Annotated in this window: 13 protein-coding genes; 8 read left to right on the top strand and 5 right to left on the bottom strand. The window is 47.8% G+C overall.

Annotated elements, in window-relative coordinates:
- Positions 1 to 66: 66 nt before the first annotated feature.
- The 3 genes from HP570_RS27930 to HP570_RS27920 form a co-directional block, all read right to left on the bottom strand.
- Entirely contained in the window at positions 67 to 753 is a 687-nt protein-coding gene (locus tag HP570_RS27930) for a class I SAM-dependent methyltransferase (protein WP_173627817.1), read from the bottom strand.
- Between the two features lie 130 nt (positions 754 to 883).
- On the bottom strand, positions 884 to 1,609 hold the full coding sequence (locus HP570_RS27925; RefSeq protein ID WP_173627815.1) for a hypothetical protein: 726 nt from the start codon (positions 1,607 to 1,609) through the stop codon (positions 884 to 886).
- 13 nt (positions 1,610 to 1,622) lie between these two features.
- Positions 1,623 to 2,252, bottom strand: coding sequence for a YczE/YyaS/YitT family protein (locus tag HP570_RS27920; RefSeq protein ID WP_173627814.1), 630 nt, complete (start codon positions 2,250 to 2,252; stop codon positions 1,623 to 1,625).
- A 121-nt stretch (positions 2,253 to 2,373) separates the two neighbouring features.
- On the opposite strand from HP570_RS27920, the gene HP570_RS27915 reads away from it, so the two are divergent.
- The 3 genes from HP570_RS27915 (at position 2,374) to HP570_RS27905 (ending at position 4,921) form a co-directional block, all read left to right on the top strand.
- Positions 2,374 to 3,357 carry a LacI family DNA-binding transcriptional regulator gene (locus HP570_RS27915; protein ID WP_173627813.1) on the top strand — a complete coding sequence of 328 codons (984 nt, stop codon included), beginning with the start codon at positions 2,374 to 2,376 and terminating at the stop codon, positions 3,355 to 3,357.
- An 82-nt stretch (positions 3,358 to 3,439) separates the two neighbouring features.
- The gene (locus HP570_RS27910) at positions 3,440 to 4,309 is read left to right on the top strand and encodes an AraC family transcriptional regulator (RefSeq protein WP_173627812.1); all 870 of its coding nucleotides are present in this window, start codon (positions 3,440 to 3,442) and stop codon (positions 4,307 to 4,309) included.
- A gap of 117 nt (positions 4,310 to 4,426) precedes the next feature.
- Complete coding sequence (locus HP570_RS27905; RefSeq protein ID WP_309139217.1) at positions 4,427 to 4,921, top strand: GNAT family N-acetyltransferase; 495 nt, start codon at positions 4,427 to 4,429, stop codon at positions 4,919 to 4,921.
- A gap of 505 nt (positions 4,922 to 5,426) precedes the next feature.
- On the opposite strand, the gene HP570_RS27900 is transcribed toward HP570_RS27905, so the two are convergent.
- On the bottom strand, positions 5,427 to 7,526 hold the full coding sequence (locus HP570_RS27900) for a sigma-54 interaction domain-containing protein (protein WP_173627810.1): 2,100 nt from the start codon (positions 7,524 to 7,526) through the stop codon (positions 5,427 to 5,429).
- A gap of 218 nt (positions 7,527 to 7,744) precedes the next feature.
- Here HP570_RS27900 and HP570_RS27895 point away from each other — a divergent pair, with 218 nt between their 5' ends.
- From HP570_RS27895 to HP570_RS27885, 3 genes are all read left to right on the top strand, one after another.
- Positions 7,745 to 8,878 carry a M20 peptidase aminoacylase family protein gene (locus HP570_RS27895; protein ID WP_173627809.1) on the top strand — a complete coding sequence of 378 codons (1,134 nt, stop codon included), beginning with the start codon at positions 7,745 to 7,747 and terminating at the stop codon, positions 8,876 to 8,878.
- Positions 8,879 to 8,908: 30 nt separating this feature from the next.
- On the top strand, positions 8,909 to 10,321 hold the full coding sequence (locus HP570_RS27890) for a YfcC family protein (RefSeq protein WP_173627808.1): 1,413 nt from the start codon (positions 8,909 to 8,911) through the stop codon (positions 10,319 to 10,321).
- Between the two features lie 129 nt (positions 10,322 to 10,450).
- On the top strand, positions 10,451 to 11,077 hold the full coding sequence (locus HP570_RS27885) for a class I SAM-dependent methyltransferase (protein ID WP_173627807.1): 627 nt from the start codon (positions 10,451 to 10,453) through the stop codon (positions 11,075 to 11,077).
- A gap of 22 nt (positions 11,078 to 11,099) precedes the next feature.
- Here the strand turns inward: HP570_RS27885 and HP570_RS27880 are convergent, their stop codons facing one another.
- On the bottom strand, positions 11,100 to 12,458 hold the full coding sequence (locus HP570_RS27880) for a TrkH family potassium uptake protein (protein ID WP_173627806.1): 1,359 nt from the start codon (positions 12,456 to 12,458) through the stop codon (positions 11,100 to 11,102).
- Positions 12,459 to 12,918: 460 nt separating this feature from the next.
- Here HP570_RS27880 and HP570_RS27875 point away from each other — a divergent pair, with 460 nt between their 5' ends.
- On the top strand, positions 12,919 to 14,670 hold the full coding sequence (locus HP570_RS27875; protein ID WP_064202382.1) for an ABC transporter ATP-binding protein: 1,752 nt from the start codon (positions 12,919 to 12,921) through the stop codon (positions 14,668 to 14,670).
- Positions 14,671 to 14,674: 4 nt separating this feature from the next.
- Complete coding sequence (locus HP570_RS27870; RefSeq protein ID WP_173627805.1) at positions 14,675 to 16,732, top strand: ABC transporter ATP-binding protein; 2,058 nt, start codon at positions 14,675 to 14,677, stop codon at positions 16,730 to 16,732.
- Positions 16,733 to 16,780 lie beyond the last annotated feature (48 nt).

Raw genomic sequence — 16,780 nt, 5'->3', positions numbered from 1 at the left:
TTGATCATGCAGATCCAGTTTTCAGGGAATAAAAGAAGCCATCCTTCTCGGATGGCTTTTTTGCAATCATACCTCCAACCACCAAACTCCCGCGCATTCCGGCAAAGTCACTAGCTTCTCCACAACGACTCTGTCCGCAAGTTCATTACCGAAGAAAAACCTTGCTTGCCGTTCTGCTTCTTCCAAGTCTGCAAATTGGTAGTCCAAGCGAATCCATTTGTGAGAGAAGCCGTATTTGTTTTCTAACAAGGAATAATACTGTGTAAGAAATTCTGGTGGATGAGGTGTTTCGTATCCGGTCCCCATCGTCTCCATGATGACGATCATGCCACCAGGACGGAGCGCACGTTTCATCTCCAGAATGATCTGTTCCAGATTGAGCTCGTTGTTGGAAACTTCAGAACTGGTGAGGTAGCAAACCGTCCACCCTGCTACGATGACATCCGCACTGTTATCGTCCGCGGGAATATTTCGATGATCCGCTACGCTGGTTTTCCAATTGGAAAGACCGGCATGCGTCAGCTGTTGTGCATTCACTTCTAGCATAGCGGCGGAAGCATCCAGAGCAAGAATGGACTTGGCATGAGGGGCAAGCACAGAGGTGAGTCTTCCTGAGCCAGCTCCCAGATCGATCACGTCCTGTCCTTTGATAGGGGTGATTTCTTCGATGACAGCAAGCAGACTTGGTTGTCTGGAAATCATCAAATCGTACTGTTCCGCTTGCGTTTTATAAATTTGTTCGTGGTTTGGCATCGTTCATCCTCCAGTTACTTGATCGTACTGGGAAATATGGTAAAGCCTCACGCCACGTGAAGGTCAAGAGATAAAAAAAAGGATTCCGCCTCGCAGTCTTATGAGCGACAGGGGAATCCTTCTTTTTCATTTAGGAACGGACAGAAATTAAGTCTTTCGCCAGCGCTACCATCTGATCATGAAGGGTAGGGTCCAGTTGATTGCTTCCAGTGTGGTACGCGAGATGATAAAAGATTCCTTGATCATAGAACTCCATCTCATGGGCGTTTGTGACGATCAGATTGACTGCGTGATTTTTATCATCATATTTGTAAAAGTTATACACATAAGAGCTGTTTGTCGTGATGATATGGTGATAGAAAGTGATTTCGTCGGTCAATGGCTCAACGCGCATGACGTTCCCAAACGAATCCAGTCCAGAAGCAGATGGTTTCACATGGGCCAAGGGGTTTTCATCTGTCTCTGTCATGCGTAAGATGAAGAAGTTTTCCGTAATAGGGACTTCGTTATTCTGCGTGTATGTCAGCTGTAGCTGGTATCGTGTTTCTTTTTCGGAGCCTGGGGAGAATGAGACGAGATAGGCCATCTCTTTTTCGACAGGAAAAGGCAGCTTCGTTTTATCCATTGACCTGATACGGCTTTGGAAAGACGAAGGCAATAGCGGTGTCAATTCCTGAATACTCATCGGCTGGTAATGCGTCACGTTTTCAGGATCTTGGGTCAGTCTGTGAATTTCGCTCTGGGCAAAAACATCTCCGCCAGCTTTTACGAGACCACTGGAAGAGGAACAACCACCAAGCAATAGAAACAGGCTCACTGCAAGTGAACACACAACTTTTGGTCGAAAAATTCTCAAGGCTTTCCTCCTATTATGCCTCCGCCCCCTTCCTTTGATTGGCGAGACGAAGCATTTTATTCCCGACGTTGATTGCTGCTTGAATAATGTAGCCAGTCGTAAACGAAAGCACGACTGTTCCGTAATAAATCGGGCCATCTAACAGGAAGCTTGCGCTAAGAAACATGCACGCCAGCAAAATTTCTGTCCGTCTGAATGTCCACTTTAATCTTTTCGACATAACCAGTACAAATGCCTCTTGGGGAGCTGTGCACACTTGCGTACACACATACAACCCGATACCGCTGCCGATGCAAATGTTTCCGAGTGCCATGGTCAGAAGCGGCGGCAATGAACGGATAGCAGCCATGAGCCCATTGATGGACCCGATCAAATCGACAAATACGGAGATTAGCACCATAACCAAAATGGCACCGACAGAAATATAACTGCGATCCATGAAAAGAACGATGATGACAAAGGTCAGGTTAATGGCAAACATCCAGAAGCCAATCGATATCCCGAAGTTCTGATGCAGGGCAATAAACAGAGAATCATACGGGCTGAGACCAAAGGATGTAATGGTCGTCATCATGTTGATCCCGAGCGCCAAAATCAATAAGCCTACGATAAATAAGAGATGTTCAAATTTTAAGCGAATCACAAAACACGACTCCTTTCATTCTACATAAGGAGAGCATAAGATGTGGAACGCTTTTCAGAGCAAGCGGAATGTGTTTTGATGTATGTAATAAGTACTGATCCGACGTCGAGGAGTAATCTGAGTGGCTAACATAAGAGAAATCGCGAAATTGGCAGGTGTATCCGTTTCAACCGTTTCCCGTGTACTTAACAACCATCCGTACGTGAACGAGAAAAAACGCGCGGAGATTCTCAAGATTATTGAAGAACAAAATTATGTTCAAAACAGTAATGCGGTCCACCTCTCTACCGGAAAAACGATGGTCATCGGTGTGACATTGCCTCTCGTCAACAACCAATACTACAGCTCCATTATCGAAGGCATAGCAGCAGAAGCAGCCCAGCATCATTACAAGCTGATGGTGTGCCAAACGAATAACAACCCCGAGCAAGAACGCAGCGTTTTACACTTGCTCAAAAATAAAAAAATCGACGGGCTAATCATGTGCTCCAGGTCCAGCTCTTGCGAAACGCTCAATGAATACGCAGGATACGGACCTATCATCACGTGTGAAGCAAATGATACCACATCTGTTTCGAGTGTTCATATCGACCACTATCAAACGTTTCTGATCGGGATGGAGTATCTGATGAAGAAGGGGCATCGCCGAATCGGGTATTGCATCGGCAGAAAAAACAGCTTTAACAGTCAGCATCGTAAGCGTGCCTATTACGAAAAGCTGCGTTCGATTGACGTGACTCCCTCCCCTGAGTGGTCATTTGAAGAATGTTTAACGATCCAGGATGGCAAGGATGTTGTGAGGAAATTGCTGCAAACAGAAGAGCGGCCGACAGCAATGATCGTATCGTGCAATCATATAGCGGCAGGGATCATCAAAGAGGCGAGTAGATTGGGGATTCGCATACCAGAAGACTTAGCCGTAGTCGGTTGCGATGATCAGCCAATCGGAGAATTACTAGAGATCACCACTGTATCCAGCTCCAGTACGTTGATGGGAAAATACGCTTTTGAGATGCTGCATGAGCGGATTTGGACACAGCAGCTGGATGGGAAAAAGGAAGAGAAGGAACTGTCGCCCGAATTGGTAGAGCGATTGACCACATGAGCTTGAAAGATAGCACAGTTGATCAAAAAAACGCTCGGCATCTCCCGCATACTAAAGAAAAAATAGGTGAAGGAAGTCAAAGATGGACACGTACAAGCGGATTCAGGACGCGATTGATTATGTCGAAGAGCATCTTCAGGAAGAAATGAACATCACAGATATTGCTTCCAGGGCTCATTTCTCTGCGTTTCATTTTCAACGTCTGTTTCAGGCAATCTCAGGCTTCAGTGTACAGGAGTACATTCGCAAGCGCAGACTGTCGGAAGCTGCACTGGCACTAAAACAGACAAGTGACAATGTGCTCGAAATTGCCGTGACCTATCAATACCAGTCGCAGGAAGCATTGACTCGCGCTTTCGAGAAGCAGTTCGGCATTACACCTGGAAGATATCGCAAAGAAAATCATTCGCTGCCTTATCTAGCCAAGATGGACTTTTTGACCTTTCGCCAAACGATCAAAGGAGAGATCATGATGAACAAACCAACCATCACGACATTGGATGACATTTCTATCATTGGGCGGAGGTTCCGGACGAGCTTACAGGATGAGCAGCATTTTAAAGACATTCCGGGCTTCTATTATGAATTTGGACGTAATCAAGACTATTTGCGGATTCCGAATAAAGCGGCGGAGGATATGTCGTACGGAATCGCCTGCGAATTTGAAGATGAAGGGAGCTTTTCCTTTGTGATCGGGGAGGCTGTGCATCATGTTCCTGATGAACTGTCCGAAGGCTTTATTTCGCTCGTCTTGCCTGGCGGAAAATACGCGGAATTCAAAGTGACGGGTGATGCCGACCTTGTGCAAAACACACGTCGCTACATTTACGGAACATGGTTACCTCAATCGAATTATGAGAGAGGCGAAGGACCGGATTTTGAAGTGACAGATGTCAGAGGTTCACGCTTTCCTGAGGCGATGAGAGTATCTATTTACATCCCGCTTCTATAGGTGTTTGTTCAGCCGAACGCAATGAATTTTACAGTACTTTCACACGCCATCCATTCCAGCTTTATACCCGTTTGCTACAGTGTAAATGTAAGAGCGAATGTACAGGAGGCGGGTAGGGTGGAAGTGCAGATTGAGCGCGTCGTAAGAGATGATTTTGCTGAAATGATTACGTTGGCAGATATGACATTACCCGATCGAATGAACTTGCATGAGCTGAAAAAGTATATGGAGCTGTTTCCTGAACTGATTTTCAAGGCGACCTACAACGGCCAACTCATCGGTTTTAGCTGCGCCGGCATTGATATGTATCACACGACTGGCTGGCTTCTGTTCAGCAATGTGAGCAAGGAGTTTCAAGGTCAAGGCATCGGCAAGCGGCTAATCGAAGCCAGACTGCAAGCCCTGCGCCAGTTTCCGACACTTCGCACCGTGCAGGTTACGGTGAGTGAAACGAACGCATCCTCTATTCGCGCGCTGTCTGCCTATGGCTTCCGTCTGGCTCATGCTGAGCAGGATTACTACGGGCCGGGCAAGCATCGGAATTTGATGGAGCTGCCTATTTTGCCTATGATTCAACCAGAAAAAATAGAGTCGTCCATCGTGACTACCTAAGTGGATTCACGAAAAAAGCGGAGGAGCTAAAAACTTGCCGCTTTTTTGTTTTTCATATGCTGTATCGATGCTGTAGTGGAGGGAAGAAGTGCATTTCCAGTCTGCGCTTCGACCTACGCCCCGCATGGGGGATTGACTGTACGCTTCGGCATAAATGGCGGGAGCGCTTCAAACGTAGAAGTTTCGATGAAGGATTCCATAAGTGAAGCTGAAATTCCCCGCCATTTATGCCGAAGCTGGGTAGGGCTCCAGAGGCGCTTGGACTGGAAATGCACTTCTTCCAACGTGGCTTTGGTCAAGACCTTGAAAGTGATTCAAGAAGTTGTAGCAAGTTAGCTCCTTTGCACTAACTTACAAAACGATTTAAAAGATGAATAATAACATTGCTATAAAGAAGCCCTGCCACATGTTTGGAAGGAGACCGCCCGAACGAAGAGAGGATATAGGCGACTGGAAAACATGTGGCAGGGCTTCGGTCTCCACAATGGTAGGAAGACAACAATAATTACCCCTTCGTAGCAATCAGCAAAGCCTCCAACACCTGCTGCCCAAACGCAGTAATCTGCGTCCCTTGCTTCTTGACCCCGATCGAGACACACCCAGCGCGGTCCAGCATGGTCAGCTTGTGCCTGATTTGGGCTTCAGTCATGGAGGGGCCACCGTTCATTCTCGCGAGCAGGGCACTGCGTCCAGTACGCTCCTGACGCTTGTAGCAATCGGACAGTACTTGCAGGATCGCTGTGTAATCTACCAAGGAGCCTTGCCTGGACAAATACCGGATTGTATCCTCCAGCGTATCATCCCGGTGAGAGAGAAGTGGTGGAGTAGAGGCATGCCCGGCAAAAAAACGCTCCGGCAAATGAGCCAGCTCCACCTGATTCCCCTCTGCGATAACGACTGCATAGTGAATGAAATTTTCCAGCTCACGAATATTGCCTGGCCAATCGTAACGGAGTAGTTGTTCCGTTACTTCACGGGAGAAGGACAGACGCTGCTTTTTCTTCTGCAAGAAATAATCGATCAGCACCAAAATATCGTCTGGACGATCACGCAAGGGCTGGATGTGCAACGGCAGGACGTTCAGTCTGTAGTACAAATCCTCGCGAAACGTCCCTTTTTTGACCATTTCCATCAAGTTGCAATTGGTAGCCGCGATGACGCGGACATTGACTGGAATGACGCGATAGCCCCCTACACGCATGACCTGCTTTTCTTGGAGAACGCGAAGCAGTGCCGCTTGGATGCTGAGTGGGGCATCCCCAATCTCGTCCAGAAAAATGGTCCCGTTGTGAGCCAGCTCGAATAGCCCCATCTTTCCGCCTTTTCGTGCCCCTGTAAAAGAACCTTCCTCGTACCCGAACAACTCGCTCTCTACCAAGCTCTCGGTCAGCCCTGCAAAATTGACGGGGACGAACGGACCGTCACGACGCGTCGAGTGGTGATGGATGGCTTGGGCAAAAACTTCCTTCCCCGTTCCGTTTTCTCCTGTAATGAGAATCGTAAAGTCGCTTTCGGCCAGTTTGGTCGCCACACGCTTGTTAGCCTGAATGGACGTGCTTTTGCCGATGATATTGTCAAACGAATACTTGGTCATCAGTCCGAGATTGGCACTCTTCGTCCGTATTTCCTGTTCGATCTGTTGTACCTTCGTCACGTCCTGAAAGGTAATGACTGCCCCAAGAAACTGATCATCCAAGAACGTGGGAATCTTGGTAACCAAGAGGTACAAATCGCGGAACTCCAATACCTGCTTCGTTACTTCTGTGTGTGACTCGACTACCTCCAGAATATGAAATTCGGGAATGACCTCCGCTATATTTCGCCCAATGCAAGCTGCTTCAGTCATATGTAAAATTTTCTCCGCTTCTTTGTTTAGCACAGTAATATTCCCTGTGGCATCTGTCCCAATAATGCCTTCATGAACAGCATTTAAAATGGAGCTCAGCTTTTCATTCAGCTTCCGCTCATTATGTACCGAATTGGTCAGCTTGCGCCCGATATGGACGAAATCACTGATGAAGTCAGCCGTATACAGGTTTGCCTTATCTGGAGACAGATCAAGCAGGCGCGAAATATCAAAGATCGTCGTCAAGTCCAAAGGGCGGTGCCCCAATTCAATGACGTTTTCAAAATGAGCAGGAATCAGCTCCCTGAGTCCATGACAGACAGCGACATCTATTTGATCTTTTTCAGGAAGCGGGGTCTCGGTATCGGGTACGTACGGTATAAAAGTCAGATGAGAGAATCCGAGATGAAACAATAGCTCAATCGCGCCGTCTACCATTTCGATGGAGTTGGAAACAAATAGACAGCGTGTTCCTGGAGGTAAATCCATGAGTTGATCCAACTTGTTAATGTCAATCGTGCGCCTTGCTAGCAGCACGGGGATGTCTGACGGAAGAGCTGGCTGATCGTGCAAGAGACTGGTGTCCGAAACGAGAATGAGGTCAACTGCATCGTACACACTCGGGTGAAGCCGTTCTTGCATATGGTTTCGAATGATGTTCAAGCGGTTGCCGAAAAAAGACGTGAGCGTGTTTGCAAACACCAAGCTGATCGTCTCCAGCCGGGTCATCAACAAGATGCATGGGTTCTGTTTTATCATGATGCGACTCCTTTATATTTGCCGAATAGCTTTTAGATTTGGGTGAAAATTTTGGAGCGGATATCTATTAAAAACAACCTATATTATAACCTAAAAAACCAGGATTGTTCAGAAATGCTTAACTTTTATAACAATATGCTTTTGGCACAAATCTTGCTATACATCCGGTAGAGCTAAACGAGATACTAGAAAAGACATCAAGGAGGAGGATGTATCGGATGAATCCGTTCTTATACTTGGACGAGCATCGCGACGAAATAGTGCGAACATACAAAGATTTGCATCAATTGGCGGAGCCGAGCTGGCACGAGGAGAAAACGGCGAGATATTTGCGGGAACGCTTGGAGGCGGCTGGTATTGCCGTCACACGCTTCGAGGGGCACCACGGCTTCTATGCGGAGATTCATGGAGAGAGTGCTGAAATCGTTGCTTTGCGCGCGGATATGGATGCACTCGTGCAGGAAGTAGATGGCGTAGTAAGACCGAATCACTCATGCGGACACGATGCTCATTCGACACTGGCTCTCTACAGTGCCCTGGCTATTCAAGCAAGCGGAGCGGTGCCGCCAAAAACGATGCGCTTTCTATTCCAGCCTGCTGAAGAGAAGATGGGCGGAGCCTTGCAGATGATGAAGGATGGCGCCCTGGAAGGCGTGACAAAGCTGATCGGTGTCCATCTGCGCCCGGAAATGGAAGTCCCGTATGGCAGCGCTGCTCCGGCGATTTTGCATGGATCGTCTAGCTCTCTCAGAGGGACGATTACAGGTCTGCAAGCACACGGAGCACGTCCGGCGCTCGGAAAAAATGTCATCGAAGCCGCTTCGTTTTTGGTTCAAGCGTTGCAAAACATTCGTCTGGAAGACGGGTGCTCTTTTTCCGTGAAGATGACCCAATTGCAGGCAGGGGGAGAAACGGTGAACGTCATCCCTGATCGAGCGACCTTTAGCCTCGATGTACGTGCACAGTCCAATGAAGGCATGGCAGAATTGCGGAGAAAAACCGAGCATGCCATGGCTCAGACAGGGGCTTTGATGGGCATGAATGTGGAGTGGGAATGGTCGGGAGTCACACCGGCTGCGGTCGCCAATGGGAACATGATCCAAGTAGCCAAAAAGGCAATTGGGCAAGTGCTGGGTGAGGACAAAATTGCCGATATATGTGTGACACCAGGTGGAGAGGACTTCCATTTTTACGCGATTCACCGCCCTGAGCTTGCTACCACGATGATTGGTTTGGGGTGTGGTCTAACACCTGTTCTGCATCATCCACAGATGACTTTTCAGACAGATGCCTTGATTTATGGGGCAAAAATCATGACAGCTGCGATTTATGAAGCAGCCCAACATTCTTAGAGAAGCGCTACACACGCAGGGGGTTACCTTATGACAGAGAGCAAGCAACTAAAAAAGAAAAGCTTATTTCGGCTAGACGCCTATGTCCTTTTGTTTTGCATCTTACTTCTATGTGCATTGGCTACCTATGTGGTCCCGACAGGAGAATTTGACCGTGTGAAAAATGGCAATGTGACGACGGTTGTACCGGGTAGCTATCATGCGGTCGAGCCGAATCCTACGGGCTTTATCGAGTTTTTTACCGCGATCCAGACAGGGATGGTCAAAGGCGCACCGATCATCTTCCTCGTTTTGTTCACAGGCGGTGCTTTAGCTGTTTTGGATAAGACAGGTGCACTCAACGCAGCGATTCTGACCATGGTCCGAAAACTGGGAAATAGAGAGTGGCTGCTGGTTATTTTGATTACCTCCGTCTTTTCCATATTGGGTACGTTGGGTGTCATCGTCAACTCCGTCATTGCTTTTGTTCCGCTCGGTATCATGATTGCGAGAGCGATGAAAATGGATGCGATCCTCGGTGTGGCTCTGATTTATCTGGGTGTGTATGCCGGATTCAATACGACAATCGCATTCCCAGGAACGCTGGGCTTGTCCCAACAAATTGCGGAGCTGCCGCTGTTTTCAGGTATCGGCTACCGCACCATCATTTATGTTACATTTGTGATCGTAACCATCCTGTACATCGGGCGTTACGCGCGTAAGGTTCGTCAAAACAAGAGTATCCTGGAGGGTGAGCTCTTTCCTTCTGATAGTGGTGCAACCACGATGGAAGTAGACACGAATAATGTTGATTTTACTACCCGTCATAAATTGATCCTGGCGTTTACGGGGATCGTTCTGATTGGTTTTATCGTCTGCACGATCTTGTTCAAATGGGACGTAAACGAGATGTCCGGAATCTTTATTTTTATTGCGATCGGAGTAGGCTTGCTTAACAAGATGAGCGGCAACGATATCGCCAAAACGTTCTTAAAAGGCTGTCAGGGATTGATTTACGGGGCATTGATCGTCGGTATGGCACGTTCTGTCACGGTCATTTTGGAGGATGGAAAGTTCCTCGATACCATCGTGTACGGGCTTGCTACCATCCTGGAGCCGCTCTCTCCGATGGCAGGGGCGATTGGGATGTTCCTCGGAAGCGCCGGACTGCACTTCTTGATTTCGTCCGGATCAGGTGAAGCCGTTATGCTGATGCCGCTGCTGGCACCATTGGCTGACCTGATGGGCATTACGCGTCAGGTCGCAGTAGAGGCTCTGATGCTCGGAGAAGGTGTGGTTAACTGCATTAACCCAACCTCAGGTGTTCTGATGAGTATTTTGGCGATGAGTGGCATTTCCTACGGCAAGTGGCTGAAGTTCATGCTTCCGCTCACAGCAGTATGGACAGTTCTCTCCATCGTATTTATCGTGATCGGGGTATTGATTAACTGGGGCCCGTATTAATTCTACATGGGATGACAAGGAAGGCTTCGCCAACATGACTTGGCGGAGCTTTTTTTCATGAAAATTGTTCACGTGCATAAAATGTGCAACGATACATTATTTTCGTAGGAGAAAGTGGGGAAGCTCACCATGAGTACGGAAAATCAATCCGCTTTTGATTATCGGAAGTACTGGGAGGATAATTACGCTTCCGGTGGCAATTCTGGACTTGGCTCCTATGGCGTGCTGGCTCTTTTTAAAGCAGAAGTGATCAATGCATATATCAAGGAGCAGCAAGTGAAAAGCGTTATTGAATTTGGCTGTGGGGACGGCAATCAACTTCTCTTTATGAAATATGAAAATTACGTGGGGTTGGACATTTCACCGACTTCGGTACAGATGTGTGCCAGAATGTTTGGCAAGGATTCGTCGAAAAGCTTTTTTTTATACCATCCGAAATCCTTTTACAATCAAGGATACTTAAAAAGTGATCTGGTCGTATGCCTGGATGTGCTGTATCACATTACTGATGAGGAAGACTTCGAGAAAACATTGGATGACATCTTCTCTTGCGCCAATAAACATGTCATTCTCTACACGAAGGTAACAAATGGGACAGAACCCCAGATCGTCGACATGATCAAGGATCGTGACATCTTGCGTTACTTGAAAAAGTACAACGATTTCTCCATTACGCGAAAAATTGAGCAGAAATATCCAGACCTGTCCTCCGCCAGCTTTCTGATTCTAGAAAAAAATCCCCCAACGGCTACATAGCTTTGGGGGGGTTCCTTTCCTCTTATTGACCAATGATGATGCGCTCTTTCGGATAATGGTAGCGTACGATTCGGTCATTGCGCTTCAAGAAGAGGAGCAAATTGATAATCCCGATACGTCCGATCATCATCGTAATAATCAGGATGAGCTTGCCGCCAATGCCCATCTGAGCCGTAATCCCAGTAGACAATCCGGTCGTACCGAAAGCAGAGCAGACCTCGAACAAGACGTACTGGAAAGGTAAATCCTCCAGCCAGACGAGCAGCATGACCGCTGTGAACACCAGGATGATTGCGATGAAAAAGACACTAAAGGAGCGTTGAATGTCCTCATCAACCAGCTCTCTTCCGAACACCTTTACATCCTTGTAGCCACGCATGTTGGCAAAAACAGAGGCAATCAGGACGAAGAACGTCGTGGTCCGTATCCCCCCGCCCACGCTGCTCGGCGAAGCGCCAATGAACATCATCCCGGAGAGCATGATGAGTGTTGTGGTCGACAAGAGGCTGATATCCATCGTAGCCAAGCCGCCGCTTCGCGAGGAGACGGAGTGGAACAATGAATAGAACAGCATTTCATGCCAAGACTTATCGACCAAAAAGTGATTTCGTTCAAAAACGAAAATGAGCAGGGCGCCAATGGCGATCAAGGAAAAGAACGTCAGTGTCGTGATCTTGGTGAAGAGGGAAAAGGTGAAACGCACTTTTGCGCGGCGATAGGAAAAGTACGTTCTCAGCTCCACGAGGACGGGAAAACCGATCGCTCCACAAATAATCAAGATCATCACGATAGTCTGAAACACGTAATCGTGGGTAAAGTCGAGCATGGAGTTTCCGTGCAGGTCAAACCCGGCATTCGTAAAAGCACTGACAGATGCAAAGTAACCGTGGTAAAAAGCGGTGTACCAATCGTCGTAATAGCCGGCGTAAATAAAATGACTACCTAACAGAATGGTCCCCACCAGCTCGATCATGAGCGCAATCACGAGAATGTTGCGCATCAGGTCGACCAGACCGGACAGCGTGGAGCGGTTGTGGTCTGTTGCGATCCAGATGCGCTGTTCCAGGCCGATTTTTTGACCCATGAGGATCCAAATGAACGTGCCGAGTGTCATGATTCCGACCCCACCAACCTGGAAGAGCAACGTAAGAAACAAAATCCCCCACTGGTTGAAAACCTCATGAATCGTAATGACAGTCAGCCCGGTAACGCTGATGGCACTCGCCGCAGTAAACAAAGAGTCAATAAAAGAAAGAGAGGCTCCTGGTAAGTGAAAAAACGGCAATGACAGAAGAAACGCTGAGATCAGGATGAGCCCAACGTAGGCGAACACGATGATTTGAACAGATGTCAATCGACGCTTTTGATTGGATGATAACAAAATAAATGGCCTCCTGAATAAGCTTCATGAGGATAATCATACCAAAAAATGTTCGTAAGCAAAAATACAAAAGATACGTTTGCCCATTGTTCATGAGCCGAATCAATGCTGACAGAATTCTGCCTGCGGTATTTTCGCGGTTGACAATGTATCTGTAATAATGGTAAAGTTCAGAATGTATTTATTGGAAATTCAAAATATTAATGGAAAGGTGGGCTAGTCATGAAAAGAATTGTACGCATGGGTCATTCAAACAAGGGCATACATGACGTAACCCCACCATTGATACGAGCGTAGTATCGTTTTTTTGATCTCGTTAACATGGCGTAGGTTACATTTTTCGTAACTTGCGCCTTTTCTATTTTTGTTGAGGAAAAGGCATGTTGCTCATGGGCGATATGTCTTTTTTTGGCCTCTTTAAAAGGTCACCCAGCCGGGTAAAGAGAGGGGAGAAATACGGATGTTCTCGGTTTTGGCAAAGCTTGATTGGTTTTTCAAGGAGCATTGGAAACGGTATACGGTCGCTATTCTGCTATTGATTCTGGGCGGCTTATTGGAGATTATCCCTCCAAAAATCATCGGGGTGGCTATTGATGAGATTCACCTGGGGACGCTGACTGGCGAGCGGCTAGTATCCATCTTGCTGTTTTTCGGTGTATTGTCTGTCGCGATTTATTGGGTCAATTTTATCTGGATTCGCCAGCTGTTTGGGGGAGCGTTTTTGGCGGAGCGGACGTTACGGTCGAAGCTCATGACACATTTTTTGCGGATGACGCCAACGTTTTATCAGCGCAATCGTACCGGTGATCTGATGGCACGAGCGACAAATGACCTAAAGGCTGTCTCGATGACGACAGGCTTCGGAATTTTGACGATGGTGGATTCGTTATCCTTTACAGGGGCAATTGTGCTGACGATGGGCTTCTTGATCAGTTGGAAGCTGACCTTAGCGGCGATCCTTCCATTGCCGTTCATGGCCTATATCATTAAGCAGTATGGGAAAAAAATTCACGAGCGATTTTCTACCGCACAAACCTCGTTCGGTGAGCTAAACGACCGCGTGCTGGAATCCGTCTCTGGGGTTCGCGTGATTCGAGCTTACGTACAGGAGATGGCGGATCAGGAGCGCTTTCGCCAAAAAACACATGAAGTGTATCAAAAAAATATCGATGTAGCGAGAATCGATTCGCTGATTGAGCCGACTGTCAAAATATTGGTTGGGATCAGTTATATGATCGGCTTGATCTACGGTGGCTACCTCGTGTTCCAAAGAGAACTGACCTTGGGAGAGCTGGTCTCGTTCAACGTCTATCTCGGGATGCTCATTTGGCCGATGTTTGCGATTGGCGAATTGATTAATGTGATGCAAAGAGGAAGTGCCTCGCTGGATCGGGTCAATGAAACCTTGGCGTACGAAGCCGATGTGACGGATCACGACAAACCAGTTCGTGTGGCAGTACCTGAAGTCATTCGGTTCGATTCCGTGACATTCCGCTATCCATCAGCGCAGGTTGACCAACTAGTGGATGTCTCCTTTACCCTTGGGCGGGGTCAGACGCTAGGAATCGTCGGGCGTACGGGAAGCGGGAAATCCACGTTGGTTCGACAACTGCTTCGCGAATATCCGGTAGGACGGGGAGCCATTAGTGTTTCGGGAGAGGCGCTAGAACAGATTAGTCTGGATAACATCAAGAGCTGGATCGGCTATGTACCGCAGGAGCAGATTCTGTTCTCGAAGTCAGTCCGCGAAAACATCCTGTTCGGGAACAACGAGGCAACAGAAGAACAATTACAGGAAGTGTTGAAGCAGGCCGCATTTGCTCGGGATGTTCAGCTATTGCCTGAAGGCTTGCAAACGCTTGTTGGTGAAAAAGGTGTAGCCCTTTCAGGTGGGCAAAAACAGCGGGTTTCGATTGCTCGGGCTCTGTTGGTCAATCCGGAAATTTTGATTCTCGACGATGCCATGTCGGCGGTGGATGGCAAAACCGAGGCGGAGATGATCACGAATATTCGCCGGGAGCGTGCAGGCAAAACAACACTGATCACCACACATCGCTTATCGGCGGTCCAGCATGCAGATTGGATTCTCGTCATAGACGAAGGACGAATCGTCGAGGAAGGTACACATGCACAGCTATTGGAGCTGGGTGGTTGGTATAAAGAACAATTCGAGAAACAGCAGATTGAAGCGACGCTGACAGAAAGCGGGTGAATGAATGACGACAGGGAAAAGGCTAGTCCATTATGCATCCATTTTTAAAAAGACGATCCTCTTGGCGGTATTGATGCTGTCTATCTCAGTTGGGGCAGAACTGACGGGACCGTTTTTGGCGAAAAAAATGATCGATACGCACATCATGGGCATTGAATTCCCTTGGTATGAGACGGCACAGCGTGAGAATTCCGTGTTATACAAAGGGAAGTATTACACCAGGCAGGATCACTTGGTAGCTGGTGAGAGCACAGGTGGGGAAGTTCGTGTTCTGCAGGTGGGGCGCGACTATTATTTCTTGAATCAGGCGATTTCGTATGATGGCCAGCGCTCCGTTGAGGATGGGAAGCTCGTCATTGTCAAAGGTGCGGATCGAGATGAGTACCAGGCTACTCTCTTAAGCAATCAGGAGATATTCGAATTTTTCCGGCCAGAGACAAGCGGCTTGCTCAAACTGGCTGCTCTCTATTTCGGATTATTGGTAGTTGCCTCACTTTTCCATTATGGACAAAAGTTCTTATGGCAAAAATCAGCGAATCAGGTCATCGAGAGACTGCGTATTGACGTGTTCGCGCATATCCAACGATTACCGATTCACTATTTCGATCATCTCCCTGCCGGGAAGGTGGTTGCTCGTGTCACAAACGATACGGAGGCGATCCGTGAGCTGTTTACGAATGTGCTCGGCAACTTTATTACGAGCGGGATTTATTTAATCGGTATTTTCGCAGCGCTGTTCTTGCTTGATATACGACTCGCGCTCGTTTGTCTGGTCATTTTGCCAATCATGGTGGTGTGGATTTACTTGTACCGCAAGTACGCCTCTGGATTCAACCATGTCATTCGGGCACGCATCAGTGACATCAACGGGATGATTAACGAGTCGATCCAAGGGATGCCGATCATTCAGGCGTTTCGCAGGGAAAAGGAAACGATGCGGGAATTCGGCGAGCTGAATGAAGAACTGTTCACCTACCAGAATAAAATGCTGCGGCTCAATGCGACCGCTTCGTTTAACCTGGTTCAGTTCATCCGTAATATCGCATTTGTTTTGTTCATCTGGTATTTCGGCGGAGCCTCCCTGGGGATAGGTACACTGCTCTCACTTGGTGTCCTCTACGCATTCGTCGATTATTTGAATCGCTTGTTCCAGCCGATGACACAGATCGTTAACCAATTGGCGAACCTGGAGCAATCTCTCGTCGCGGCGTCGCGTGTGTTTGAACTACTGGATGAAGAGGGCATCGACGTTGATCCAGCAAAGGTTCCGTGCTATCAGGGGAATGTTCGCTTCGACGATGTTTCCTTTGCCTACAAAGACGACCAATACGTACTGAAAAACATTTCGTTCGAGGCTTGGCCTGGAGAGACAGTGGCACTGGTTGGTCACACGGGTTCGGGAAAAAGCTCGATTATCAATCTGCTACTCCGTTTCTATGATGTAAACAGAGGAGCGATTATGATTGATGGGCGCAATGTGCAGTCGTTTTCCAAACAGCAGCTTCGTCAGCATATGGCTATTGTTTTGCAGGACCCGTTTTTGTTTACAGGAACGATTCGTTCCAATGTGAGTCTGGATGATCCGTCGATTTCGCCGGAAAAAGTGGAGAAGGCTTTGTGTGATGTAGGGGCAGACCAACTGTTCCGCAGTCTTCCGCAAGGATTCGATGAACCCGTTATCGAGAAGGGAAGCACGCTTTCGCTCGGACAGCGTCAGTTGATTTCGTTTGCGCGTGCTCTCGCGTTTGACCCGGCTATCCTCATTCTGGATGAAGCGACCGCCAGCATTGACACGGAAACAGAGGGCATTATTCAGAATGCGCTTGAGGTGTTGAAAAAAGGGAGAACGACCTTCATCATTGCTCATCGCTTGTCTACGATCAAAAATGCAGATCAAATTCTCGTACTGGATCGAGGCAGAATTGTAGAGCGAGGAAAGCATGAAGACTTGATGGAGAAGCAAGGCAAGTACTATCAAATGTATCAATTGCAGCAAGGGAACAAAGAATTGCGGGTGCAAGAGGCAGTAGGTAAGCATGGAAGCGCCGCAGCCCTGACCTAGTTTTTTCTACTCTTTTTGCCTCTTGAACGGTAAGATAGAGCATAGAAG

The sequence above is a fragment of the Brevibacillus sp. RS1.1 genome, from assembly GCF_013284365.1.
Taxonomy (GTDB): domain Bacteria; phylum Bacillota; class Bacilli; order Brevibacillales; family Brevibacillaceae; genus Brevibacillus; species Brevibacillus brevis_D.
The sequence above is the reverse complement of the archived record's forward strand: the minus strand, read 5'-3'. Positions and strand labels throughout refer to the sequence as shown.

What these genes read in the sequence shown, in the direction of transcription:
- HP570_RS27930 (WP_173627817.1), bottom strand. Translation starts at nt 753, where the DNA reads ATGCCAAACCACGAACAAATTTATAAAACGCAAGCGGAACAGTACGAT.
- HP570_RS27910 (WP_173627812.1), top strand. Translation starts at nt 3,440, where the DNA reads ATGGACACGTACAAGCGGATTCAGGACGCGATTGATTATGTCGAAGAG.
- HP570_RS27900 (WP_173627810.1), bottom strand. Translation starts at nt 7,526, where the DNA reads ATGATAAAACAGAACCCATGCATCTTGTTGATGACCCGGCTGGAGACG.
- HP570_RS27895 (WP_173627809.1), top strand. Translation starts at nt 7,745, where the DNA reads ATGAATCCGTTCTTATACTTGGACGAGCATCGCGACGAAATAGTGCGA.
- HP570_RS27890 (WP_173627808.1), top strand. Translation starts at nt 8,909, where the DNA reads ATGACAGAGAGCAAGCAACTAAAAAAGAAAAGCTTATTTCGGCTAGAC.
- HP570_RS27885 (WP_173627807.1), top strand. Translation starts at nt 10,451, where the DNA reads ATGAGTACGGAAAATCAATCCGCTTTTGATTATCGGAAGTACTGGGAG.
- HP570_RS27875 (WP_064202382.1), top strand. Translation starts at nt 12,919, where the DNA reads ATGTTCTCGGTTTTGGCAAAGCTTGATTGGTTTTTCAAGGAGCATTGG.
- HP570_RS27870 (WP_173627805.1), top strand. Translation starts at nt 14,675, where the DNA reads ATGACGACAGGGAAAAGGCTAGTCCATTATGCATCCATTTTTAAAAAG.